Origin of the sequence: Aliivibrio kagoshimensis, from assembly GCF_050337105.1 — a bacterium.
GTDB lineage: Bacteria > Pseudomonadota > Gammaproteobacteria > Enterobacterales > Vibrionaceae > Aliivibrio_A > Aliivibrio_A kagoshimensis.
In genome coordinates, this window is the sequence record NZ_JAKJSQ010000096.1 from 1 (window position 1) to 10,822 (window position 10,822).

General features: G+C 42.7%; 10 protein-coding genes and 2 pseudogenes. 9 read left to right on the forward strand and 3 right to left on the reverse strand.

All coding sequences use genetic code 11. From position 1 onward, the window contains the following. Nucleotides 1-329: 329 nt before the first annotated feature. The 4 genes from L4C32_RS19095 to L4C32_RS19110 all read left to right on the forward strand — a co-directional run bounded on the left by L4C32_RS19095 (nt 330) and on the right by L4C32_RS19110 (nt 5,406). Nucleotides 330-983, forward strand: a complete 654-nt coding sequence (locus L4C32_RS19095; RefSeq protein WP_428198486.1) for an HAD family hydrolase — start codon at nt 330-332, stop codon at nt 981-983. 397 nt (nt 984-1,380) lie between these two features. After that, nucleotides 1,381-2,085, forward strand: coding sequence for a 4Fe-4S dicluster domain-containing protein (locus L4C32_RS19100; protein WP_428198487.1), 705 nt, complete (start codon nt 1,381-1,383; stop codon nt 2,083-2,085). Beyond that, on the forward strand, nt 2,075-4,816 hold the full coding sequence (locus L4C32_RS19105; protein ID WP_428198488.1) for a molybdopterin-containing oxidoreductase family protein: 2,742 nt from the start codon (nt 2,075-2,077) through the stop codon (nt 4,814-4,816). The genes L4C32_RS19100 and L4C32_RS19105 overlap by 11 nt, the downstream gene beginning before the upstream one ends. Further along, nucleotides 4,813-5,406, forward strand: coding sequence for a TorD/DmsD family molecular chaperone (locus L4C32_RS19110; RefSeq protein WP_428198489.1), 594 nt, complete (start codon nt 4,813-4,815; stop codon nt 5,404-5,406). The genes L4C32_RS19105 and L4C32_RS19110 overlap by 4 nt, the downstream gene beginning before the upstream one ends. Before the next feature lie 45 nt (nt 5,407-5,451). On the opposite strand, the gene L4C32_RS19115 is transcribed toward L4C32_RS19110, so the two are convergent. Then, nucleotides 5,452-5,883 (reverse strand): Lrp/AsnC family transcriptional regulator, encoded by a 432-nt coding sequence (locus L4C32_RS19115; protein WP_428198490.1) that lies wholly within the window; start codon nt 5,881-5,883, stop codon nt 5,452-5,454. 168 nt (nt 5,884-6,051) lie between these two features. Here L4C32_RS19115 and ocd point away from each other — a divergent pair, with 168 nt between their 5' ends. From ocd to L4C32_RS19135, 4 genes are all read left to right on the forward strand, one after another. After that, nucleotides 6,052-7,107 carry an ornithine cyclodeaminase gene (ocd, locus tag L4C32_RS19120; protein WP_428198491.1) on the forward strand — a complete coding sequence of 352 codons (1,056 nt, stop codon included), beginning with the start codon at nt 6,052-6,054 and terminating at the stop codon, nt 7,105-7,107. Between the two features lie 185 nt (nt 7,108-7,292). Next, nucleotides 7,293-7,508, forward strand: a complete 216-nt coding sequence (locus L4C32_RS19125; protein ID WP_428198492.1) for a hypothetical protein — start codon at nt 7,293-7,295, stop codon at nt 7,506-7,508. A gap of 120 nt (nt 7,509-7,628) precedes the next feature. Then, on the forward strand, nt 7,629-7,844 hold the full coding sequence (locus L4C32_RS19130; RefSeq protein ID WP_428198493.1) for a hypothetical protein: 216 nt from the start codon (nt 7,629-7,631) through the stop codon (nt 7,842-7,844). 138 nt (nt 7,845-7,982) lie between these two features. Next, the gene (locus L4C32_RS19135; protein WP_428198494.1) at nt 7,983-8,558 is read left to right on the forward strand and encodes an FMN-dependent NADH-azoreductase; all 576 of its coding nucleotides are present in this window, start codon (nt 7,983-7,985) and stop codon (nt 8,556-8,558) included. A 45-nt stretch (nt 8,559-8,603) separates the two neighbouring features. Here L4C32_RS19135 and L4C32_RS19140 read toward each other — a convergent pair whose 3' ends face one another. Continuing rightward, a complete protein-coding gene (locus L4C32_RS19140) occupies nt 8,604-9,071 on the reverse strand; it encodes a hypothetical protein (protein WP_428198495.1) in 468 nt (155 codons plus the stop codon). A 359-nt stretch (nt 9,072-9,430) separates the two neighbouring features. Between L4C32_RS19140 and L4C32_RS19145 the strand changes: the two are divergent. Then, a pseudogene (locus tag L4C32_RS19145) lies at nt 9,431-10,467 on the forward strand (endonuclease/exonuclease/phosphatase family protein). A gap of 148 nt (nt 10,468-10,615) precedes the next feature. Here L4C32_RS19145 and L4C32_RS19150 read toward each other — a convergent pair. After that, a pseudogene (locus L4C32_RS19150) lies at nt 10,616-10,822 on the reverse strand (hypothetical protein); the annotation flags it as partial.

Sequence of the window (10,822 nt, forward strand, 5' to 3'; positions counted from 1 at the left end):
TATTTTAAAATAAAAAATCAAAATATAGCTTTTAATCGAGTGAATAACGTTACTTAAAATTCTAAATTTAACTATAAAATATACACATTAAAGATAATAACCCTGTTTAAATCCTTAAAACACAAAATAATCACAATGCTTTTTACCGTAAAAGTAGTGAATAACAATTTTTTTCGATACTATTCATGATCTACATCATTCTTAGCCATTTGAGTAAACGAGATACTGTAGGCTAACAATTCATCACCCCTTCCCCTTCTCTTAAAAGCCTTTCATGGAATATTAGGTTGATAGAGCGTCTATAAGGGTCATAAAAATAAGGAGATCATGTGGAAAGTATTAAGAGTCACGTTATGTTTGACGTTGATGGGACCTTAATTGAATCGTACCAACATTATGAAGTGTGTTTTCTTGCTGCAGTTAAAGAGGTCACCGGGATCGATCTGCACAATAACTGGAATACCTACCCTTTTGTCACTGATAAAGGCATTTTGTTGACATTTATTGAGCGCCAAGCTCCTCAATTTACTCTTCAGCAATTAGAGCAACAGGTAAAGCCTATCTTCATCAACAACCTCAAACGGTGTATCAGTCAGTACCCGGTTAAAGAGGTCGCAGGCGCTAAAGCCTTCCTGAAAAACTTACTGCATAGCGGCGAATTCCAAATATCATTTGCCACCGATTGCTGGGAAGAAGCCACCTTGCTTTCGTTACAGTCAGCAGGGTTCAATGTAGATAATTTCACCATGACCTCTTCGGATGACCATTATGCACGTACCGAGATAATGAGAATCGCTAAAGAGCGCGCCGGAGACGTTGATGATTTTCAACTCACCTACTTTGGTGACTCCGAGTCCGATATGCGTGCCAGTGACGCATTAAAGATGAATTTAGTCATTGTGGGCAATAAAATCCATCACTATCAATCTATCAATGATTTTCAAGATATTCCCCATGTTTTAGAGTTCGTATTGGAACATTAAGCAGATTCCGCAAGCGTAGAGTGATACTGACTCTCTACTTACTTGCGGTGCTTAACCAAAGCCGTCGTTCTCCCTTCGTTAAGCATTTCTATTCACATTCTATGACCGATTATTTCGTCATGAAAATGTCATAATTCCCCTCATGGCCACCCAGGCAACAACCTGCCTATCCTTCTGATAATTAACACAATTAACACACAGTCAGCCTGAGTTTTAAAAAGCAAATTTATGTCACAAACACGATAAAAAAACACCATTAATCTCTTCGTATTTGTTCTCTCCTCTCATTTTTAAATCGCCAATAGCCCTATATTTTGCCGCGAGTCATTCACCATACAAATAACAAAAGACTCATTAATATTTTATCAATATTCATTAACTGGTTGAGGTATTCAGCATGGCTAAACTTCCCCCTATTCCATGGGAACAATCCATTCCAACACATAGAAAACTCTCTATGAAACGCGCAGGCATTGTCATTGATCTGCGCCGCTGCATCGGCTGCCACAGTTGCAGTGTCTCGTGCAAAACTGAGCACGACATTGCATTAGGGGATTTCAGAAATCGGGTTCGCTACTTAGAACATAAAGAGAGAAAAACCCTCTCATTTTTGCCCCAAATGTGTATGCACTGCCAAGATGCACCTTGCATGAATGCGTGTGAAAGCCAAGCGATTATCAAGCTTGCAGATAGCAGTATCGTGATTGATCAAGATAAGTGTATGGGCGACCAAACCTGTATCGCTGCCTGTCCTTATGACGCCATCTATATTGATCGTGAAACGCAGCAGGTCGATAAGTGCGATTTATGTACGCACCGCACCTCTTTAGGGCAAGCGCCAGCCTGTGTCAGCACTTGTCCTACGGGCGCTCTATTGTTTGGAGACTTAGATAATCCAGCCGATCCTGTCACTCAATTTTCAGTCTCGCATAACGCTGTGCCGTTTAAAGCCAGCGAAGGGACTAAACCCAATGTCCTCTACGTAGGATTGGAAGCCTGGATGGAAGATGCACAAACCGGTGTTCAGATCTCCGAACTGGATAATGAAATTATCTATGAGCAAAAACTGACGATAACAGGAGCTCAAGCTGATGAAAAATAAAAACATAGATACTCACACAGTTACCCGCCGAGACTTTTTAAAAATGGCAGCAACACTCTCTGTAGGAGTCACTGCCATTGGATTTTCATCCCCTCTTTTCGCGCAAGTCAGTGGCCAACAGATCGAAGACGATCTCAAGGCATTAATTGCTGGCCGTAAGAAGGATTTCATTGACTACAGCCGTGCCAAAGCGATTCCGACTATCTGTTTTGGCTGTACCACATCGTGTGGTGTTATTGGCTGGGTACAAGATGGAAAAGTCCGAAAAATTGAAGGCAACCCGTTGGATCCTAACTCCCAAGGAAACATCTGCTCTAAAGCCAACGGTATGATCAGCTACACCTACTACCCTGAACGCCTGCTCTATCCAATCAAACGTGTTGGTAAGCGTGGCGAAGGGAAATGGAGACGGGTACACTGGGATGAAGCGATTAAAGAGGTGGGAGATAAACTCAAAACCTGTCGTGAATCTGGCCATCCTGAGCGCTTTATTTTCCACTATGGCAGAGATAAGACTAAAGGTTTTACCAAGCGGTTCACTAACGCTTTTGGCACGCCTAACCGATTAAATCGTCGTTCAATTTGTAGCTCTAATCGTCGTGCGCCACTCATGAGTTACTTTGGTCGTGACTTCGAGTGGGAAACCCAAGATCTTGAGAATACCAAATACATCTTGAACTTTGGTTGTAACCCGATGGAGGCCTATCAAGGCGGGCTCTATATGATGCATCGGATACAGACAGCACGTGTGGATCATGGCGCAAAAATGGTCAGTTTTGAGGTTCGCCCTTCCGCTACCGTCAACTGTTCCGATGAATACTACTCGGTAATGCCCGGCTCTGATGGCGCAATTGGTTTTGCGATGGCCAATGTGATCATCGATGAAGGGTTGGTCGACACCGATTTCTGGCAGCGTTGGTCTAATGTTTCACTGTTAGAGATAAAAGAACACATTAAACAGTGGACACCAGAGTTTGCCGAAAAAGAGAGCGGCGTACCGGCGAATGAAATCCGTCGGATTGCCATTGAGTTTGCTAAAGCTGCTCCGCACTGTACTACCATGACTGCGCGTGGTTCGGCCAAGCACTATAACGGATATCAAGCGGATCGCGGCTTAAGAATGCTTGATGTGTTGGTCGGCAATGTCGGTCAAAAAGGCGGGTTCTGTTTAAGCTCACTTCGTATGTGGGGTGGTGGTAAATATGGTCAAGACGGTCTACCTTCGGTTTCTCAACCTAAACCGACACCGCCATCACCAAAAGCTTTTTTACCCGGAACAGCCGCTTATGACGATTTACCGTCAGACATTAAAGAGAAAGTAAATCGACTTGATCCTATGTGGCAGAAAAAATACAAAGGCGAACTTGCCACGCCAGCTGAATACCCATTAGCATGGCACTGGTATGGCATGAAAGTCGGCCAACTGGTACAGCACTATATTCGCGAAGGAAGAGCCAAAGTCGACGTGTATATGTCATTCACCTATGGCGCGGCTTATGGATACCCGGAAGCGAATGTATGTCGTGAAGTGCTACTGGACGAAAAATTAGTGCCGTATCATGTCGCTATTGATATTGCCTACAGTGAACACGCCTCACTAGCAGATATGATCCTTCCTGAAGCGACCAGCCTTGAAAGATGGGACCCACACTCCACCAACTGTTATGGTTTGATCCCCTACACTGGGATTCGACAGCCTTTGGTTAAACCACAAGGTGAAGCTCGAGAAGTTCAGCTTATCTTCAAAGACCTCGCTCACCACATTGGCGGCGGCATGGTGAAATATTTCGATTTTGATAACGTCGAAGATTTCTACAAAGAGTGGTACAAAGAGGTGTCCGCTAAATTCCCTAACGGTTGGGAGGAATTTAAACAGCGCGGGATCTGGCAAGATACCGATCGCGCCAAAGATTACGAACTGTTTGAGAGGCCTGTTCCTGCAAAAGAGTTAGCTGGCAGCCATGTCGATGGGAAAACCAACATCATCTACAACACCGTCAAGGGCAAGAAAAAAGCCATTGGAATCATGATGCCTGATCGCCATAGCGGAAAAATGACTGCAGTGAGAGGTTTCCCGACCCCATCAAGGCTCATTCAAGTCAGTGATCCAATCTTCCCGTTAGCGGCTAAGTCCGTTGGGCTGCCTGAGAGTGATCCCAACGGCAATGCTCTACCAACATACTACTCCATTCCTGGTTTCGAAGACCTAGAAGAGAGTGACATGATTCTAACAACCTTCAAGTGGAATGTTCACACTCAAGGCCGCTCTGCCATGTGGAAGTACAGTGCTGAGATTGTTCATACTAACCCACTATTTATTAACCCGAATACTGCCAAAAAAATGGGATTAGTTTCAGGGGATGAAGTGGAGGTCACGGTAAAACGTCCGAAAGGCTTAACCTACCGTGGAAACATCGATGAGAACGTCAGCGTCTTTAGAAATACCGTTCGCGTACTCAATGGTGTGCATGAACGTGTGCTCTGCTTTGGTCATGGTGCTGGTCACTGGCAGCAAGGGTCGGTATCAAAAGGGGAAAATCGCATCAGTATGCCAAGCTCAGGGTTTAATGGTGAGAAAAAACCGCATCTACATGACCAAATATGGTGGTCCAAAGAGCTTGGTGGCACTGGTAACGGTGTACCAATGAATGACAACCTACCGATTAACCCCTCACCTCTCGTTGGCGGGCAAAACTGGTTTGATTCTATCTGTAAGGTGAGAAAAGTATGAACCAGTCACAAACGTTAACCCAGCAAGGGACGGTATTTACTCTACTGGGTAGGGTCTTTATTCATGAACTTGATAAAACCACCATCCAGACACTGCAAGAGCCCAAGATTTGTGAAGTAATGGATCAGTTCCATTCCGGTTTTTCTGACTATATTCAGCAGACGGATTGGAATGACGAGAACATCAACCAGCTCGCCTCGGACTATTGCCATCTATTTATTTTGCCGCAAAAAACAGGCCTTTCTCTGCAAGCCAGCCACTGGTTGCTCAGCGATGAAACCCTTGATATGGCAAAATTAGAGAGCATCATTGAGAGTCTCAACATTGATCTTTCTTCACTGCATATAAGCGATGTAAATCTATCCAAAGATCACTTAGGGCTACTGCTTTACTTTGTCAGTGCGCTCTTTTGTTCTAATGATCCCAAGGTTCAGGCACTGGCAAATCAAGTGGCCAATGTGGTTCTGATCCCATGGACATTACGATTTGTGGAGAAGTTAAGCACCGCCACCCACAATCCAGTCTATCTTGCCTGTGGGCAGTTACTGCTTGAGTCTGTAAGCAATTTGGAGGCCGTCGAAACGCTATAAGTAACGAGCAAGGCGCTCTAGTTTGAGCGCCTTGCCCTATGACTATTAATGGATCGTATCTAGTAACAGATTAGTTTCCGTTCTCACAATGCCTTGAATAATGCGTATTTCACTTAAAATGGCATTTAGAAGCGGCAGTGTCTCAGTGGTAATAACCGCGATCAAATCCCAATGCCCACTCGTATGATGTATCGCGACCACTTCTGGGTACGCCTGTAAACTGCCAATCACTTTCAGTTCATTTTTTGCTTCAACCGAGATGTTCATTAATGACTTGATCGGATGAGTTTCTACTTCAGGTTTTATTTTAATTGAATACCCTAAAATAATGCCTTCTTTTTCAAGTTTGATTATTCGATTCTGAACCGTCGCCCTAGAGACTTTCAGTTGTTTAGCTAGGCTGACAATTGGCATTCTGGCGTTAGAGCGCAGTAGTGAGATGAGCTGTCTATCTTTGGCATCAAGTTTATCAATCATAAAAATCTACTTCATTGAACACATTGCAATTATTTACTGACATTATGCAATATTTACCTTGTAATTTGTACATTAAATGGGCTAGTTGTTGGCTCAATCTCACTTTACTATTTCCCTCAGTAATGAAAGCCCTTCAATGATTAAAATTAACTATTAATGGAATGACTAATGACCTTATTTTTAGATGTGAATAACGTAGGCGAATTGATTAAAAAGACCGGGACGGCCAATTTTATGAATGGCTTGCTTGCCTATATGGAGTCTGACTTTGCTCGTTGGGAATCGTTTGATAAAACAGCGCGAACTGCAGCCCATAGTGACGTAGGCGTAATCGAATTGATGCCTGTTGCCGATGATAAAAATTATGGTTTTAAATTTGTCAATGGACACCCTTCAAACCCACGATTTGGACTCTCTACTGTTATGGCCTTTGGCGCGTTAGCCGATGTCTCTACAGGCTATCCACGAATGTTGTCAGAACTCACCATTTTAACCGCTTTTAGAACCGCGGTAACTTCTGTCATGGCAGCAAAAGCGTTAGCTAACCCTGAATCCAAAGTGATGGGTATAATCGGTTGTGGATCTCAATGTGAATTCCAAGCCATTGCCTTCCATACCCTATTAGGAATTGATGAACTGAGAATATATGACATCGATAAACTCGCAATGATGAAGGTTGAGAAACACTTAAAAGCATTTCCTAAATTGAAAGTGATTCAAGCAAAATCTGCCGCAGAGTGTACGCACAACGCCGATATCATCACTACCGTCACCGCCGATAAAACCAAAGCAACCATTTTAACCCCAGATATGATCAGACCCGGTGTTCACATTAATGGTGTTGGCGGAGACTGCCCAGGAAAAACGGAACTGGATGTTGGTGTACTACTTGAAGGGAAGATCTTCATCGAGCATGAACCTCAAACTCGAGTGGAAGGTGACATTCAGCAATTAGCCGCCGATCACCCCGTTCACCCATTATGGCGTGTTGTGGCAGGGCTAGACCAAGGGCGTGATTCAAAAGATCAGATCACCATTTTTGACTCAGTCGGTTTTGCATTAGAAGATCTTGCGGTATTACGTTATACCTATGACATTGCAACCGAACTACAACTAGGCTCAACCATATCACTGGTACCTTGGCTTGAAAATCCAAAAGACCTGTATGAGCTGACCGTCAACCCTTATAACGCAGAACAGCACAAACAAGAGTTAGTCTATTAATCTCGCTAGATAAAAACCTCATAGGGCACTTCACGGTGCCCTTTTGCGTTATTACCCATTTAGCGCTATGATTAAATAGTCAAATGACAACAACATCATTCACTTACAACTTGGATACCTAAGCGTTTTTTAACTATTAAACAACCCTTTTGCTCTGCTTATAAACAGGCACCACGGAGGTTAATATGTTAGCTGACACACTGGCAAGAGTAGACAAACTACGTAAGAAAGCGATGGCCGATCCTGAGTTCATTCAATCGGCTAAAGACCATGAACACGCCTTAATTCAACCCCCCTCATCACCCACACCTCCCCCTAAGAAAAAAAAGAGTAAGAAAAAATTGGCGGATATCTATCAAGAATCCAACTTTGGCACCGATCCAACAGGCACACAACACTAGTTCATGATGCTAAAGGGGCGACAACGCCCCTTTAGTACTGTTTAAATGAACAGTATTTTTTGACAATTGTATTTACACTCCTATACTGTATATAGATACAGTCATTTATGAGGTGTAATTATGTTAGCCGATACCCTTGCAAGAGTGGATAAACTTCGTAAAAAAGCGATGGCCGACGCCGAATTTCTACAATCAGCAAAAGATCATGAGCAGGCGATACAACAGAGTTCAGCAACCCCAAAAGTCAACGAGAAGCGCCAGCACAAAGATAAAAAGCTTGCTGATATCTATCAGAAATCCAATTTTGGTAATAACCCATCCGGCACGCAACACTAAAGCCTGCTGACTGTTCAATTAATTTGTACTAACTCATCAGCAATTTTTGATTTTTATTTTTTTCAAGGCTCTTATACTTATCGAAAGCTTGAAAATAGAGTGCCACAACATATCGGCACCGATAAATAAGGAATCAAAATGACTAAACTATTAGCAGTTAAATCCAGTATTCTTGGCGAATATTCTCAATCAAATGCACTGATCAACCAATACATTGACGCCTACTCAACCGATGATGTAGTGGTAAGAGATCTCGCCGCCTCTCCGGTTCCTGTTCTTGATGGCGAGATAGCAACGGGTTTGCGTGGCGTAGAGAACCCAACTCAAAAACAGCAAGATGCCATCACGCTGTCTGATGAACTGATTGAAGAGATAAGAACTGCCGATACCTTGATTATTGGCGCCCCTATGTACAACTTCACGATTCCAACGCAATTAAAGAACTGGTTCGATATTATTGCCAGAGCGGGAGTCACCTTTAACTACACTGAACAGGGCCCTAAAGGCTTACTGACAGGGAAAAAAGCGATCGTGGTAACCACTCGTGGCGGCATTCATAAAGAGACCGATTCCATGGTTCCTTACCTAAAAACCATTCTCGGTTTTGTTGGCATTACCGATGTAGAGTTTGTCTACAGTGAAGGGCTAGCGATGGGGCTTGAATCAGCAGAAAAATCTATGCTACAGGCGAAGCTAGAGCTGTCTGCGTTATAGGGATAAAGCGATTGATGGGAGAAAACCGCCCTGTTTTTTCCCTCACTATCCCACTGTGTTAGTTCTAGAGTGCTGGTTGAATAACTTAACACCTACTTTCTCTCCACTTTTAAACATGACATTTGAAAATAAAATATGCACTGTAAGTATAAAAAGTAACAAGAAAAGAAGCCCTACTCCTACTTCATCGACAACTTGGTGCCAACTCTCTTCATTAAACTGATAAAAAAGTAAAGAAGGTATTAACGCTTCAACAACAGTTGCCCATATTATTATCGCTTTCCAGCGTATTTTAGAACTGAAACTATAACCGCTCCTTTTACCGAGCCAATAACCAACAAGAGACGGGGGTATTATTGCTGAAAGAAGAGGCGGAATTGAATAATCTTGTTGAAACAGATACTCAATAAGCACAAGCATCCCCATCCAAATAATTGATGCCAAAGACAACCATAAAACCAAAACAAGACAAGATACATTCTTTTTCAATATTGCGATATCCGTTGCACTCATTATTTACTCCATTAAACATCACGCTCAATGATCATTCACCGTGTAATCATCCGCTAAACTAGATCTATTCCGATTTAGAGTTTTCCCGTTTACAATAAACCAAACGGAGAACACTGATTAAAAGTAAAACTACTGCATACTGCAAGTCAGGTGAAATTATCTCTTATATTTTTTGTGATATTCCCTTTTCGCTTTTTTAACCACCTTCATTTTTTCTTACCGTTGCATTTTTTCTAGAGATTAATCAATGTAGTGGCCCAATAATCTTCACCCTTAAAACTCTGCCTGTCCTCGTAAATGATGGCTTAATTGAGTACCATGGCAAATACTTAATCACAACTCACACTGAGAGTAGCCATTTGCTAAACCCTGACACCATCACATTCGCGACAATCAATCTTTTCAATTACGCACAGCCACCCAACGCTTATTATGAATTTGAAAATATTTTGACTCAGGATGAGTGGCATAAGAAGCAGTCTTGGTTTAATGAAAAAATCAATCAATTAAGCCCAGATGTGATTGGCTTTCAAGAAGTATTCAGCCCTGGCGCGCTAGAGAAGCAACTGAATCAACTCGGTTATCCCTATTTCTGCACTGTTGACCATCCAAAAGCCGAGGATGGGTATCTGTTCTACTCTTCTGTGGTGGCTATCGCTTCACGCTACCCAATAGTTCAATGCCAAGCGGTGGCTGTCGATACCGCATTTTTGGCACGTTTTGAAATGAATTCAGATTTCTCTTTCAATCGTATTCCCGTTCACGCCAGCATTGAACTGCCTCACTTGGGGGTGACCGACTGTTATGTTGTGCATTTTAAATCTCAGCGCCCAGAAGAACCGATAGAGCCCGAGAACAGATCAAATTCTACACCAATAGCCTACGAGAAAAAGCAGCTCAATATTTTGTACGATGAGCAATTCGGATCCTGGTTGTCTACGATTCAACGCGGGTTTGAAGCAAATTTACTCCATCAATACATCACGTCGCAAAGGCAAAAACAGACCAAGCGGCAGTTTTAATGGGTGATTTCAATAAACCTCTGATGAGCGATGAGTTTATCGGTTTGCTGTCCAATGAGTTAAGGCAAGAAAAATCCAGTCAACAATGGCTCACTCCCTTTCAGCTCAAAGACAGTTGGGATATGTATCACCAGTTAAAAGAGTCTGATTGTCTAAGCAAACGGCCTGCAACCCACTATTACGGCGCCAAAGGCTCTGTGCTCGATTACATATTGCTGTCCAATGAATTTGACAGTCGCCATTCAGCGAGCTTACTGGAAATCGTCGACTATAACGTCATCGATCAACACCTCATCAACCCCAGCTTCAAACACGATCAATTCAGTACAGATCATGCGCTAGTGTCTATCACCGCTCAAATTCGTGATGCGTAAACGCTGACAGAGGTATCAGCTCCGAAGATAGGAATTTGTTCAGTATGAGCTTACAATATTACCGTCTTCTTGATTTGATAGGTCACTTCATCAAGCATAGTGCCAGCTAGGATCTTGCAGGGACAGACACTGAAGGATCCCCACAAAATTAAATCCTAAGCTCTTGAGCCACTTTAATTTTTTGGTAGAACATTTTTACTGTTATTCGCCAAGATAACATTGTTATCTTGATTTTTATGTTTTTGAAAACCCGTTTTCCCAAGGTGAAGTAACTTAGTACCTTTCTATTCTTGATTGTGTTTGCTTGAAATCGCCTATGAATTCCAAGGGCTTCAGACAGTATTCCAAGCAAAAT

Excerpts from the sequence above, each read along its gene's own strand:
- L4C32_RS19135 (WP_428198494.1), top strand. The coding sequence starts at position 7,983 with ATGACTAAACTATTAGCAGTTAAATCCAGTATTCTTGGCGAATATTCT.
- L4C32_RS19110 (WP_428198489.1), top strand. The coding sequence starts at position 4,813 with ATGAACCAGTCACAAACGTTAACCCAGCAAGGGACGGTATTTACTCTA.
- L4C32_RS19140 (WP_428198495.1), bottom strand. The coding sequence starts at position 9,071 with ATGAGTGCAACGGATATCGCAATATTGAAAAAGAATGTATCTTGTCTT.
- L4C32_RS19115 (WP_428198490.1), bottom strand. The coding sequence starts at position 5,883 with ATGATTGATAAACTTGATGCCAAAGATAGACAGCTCATCTCACTACTG.
- L4C32_RS19125 (WP_428198492.1), top strand. The coding sequence starts at position 7,293 with ATGTTAGCTGACACACTGGCAAGAGTAGACAAACTACGTAAGAAAGCG.
- ocd (WP_428198491.1), top strand. The coding sequence starts at position 6,052 with ATGACCTTATTTTTAGATGTGAATAACGTAGGCGAATTGATTAAAAAG.
- L4C32_RS19100 (WP_428198487.1), top strand. The coding sequence starts at position 1,381 with ATGGCTAAACTTCCCCCTATTCCATGGGAACAATCCATTCCAACACAT.
- L4C32_RS19130 (WP_428198493.1), top strand. The coding sequence starts at position 7,629 with ATGTTAGCCGATACCCTTGCAAGAGTGGATAAACTTCGTAAAAAAGCG.
- L4C32_RS19105 (WP_428198488.1), top strand. The coding sequence starts at position 2,075 with ATGAAAAATAAAAACATAGATACTCACACAGTTACCCGCCGAGACTTT.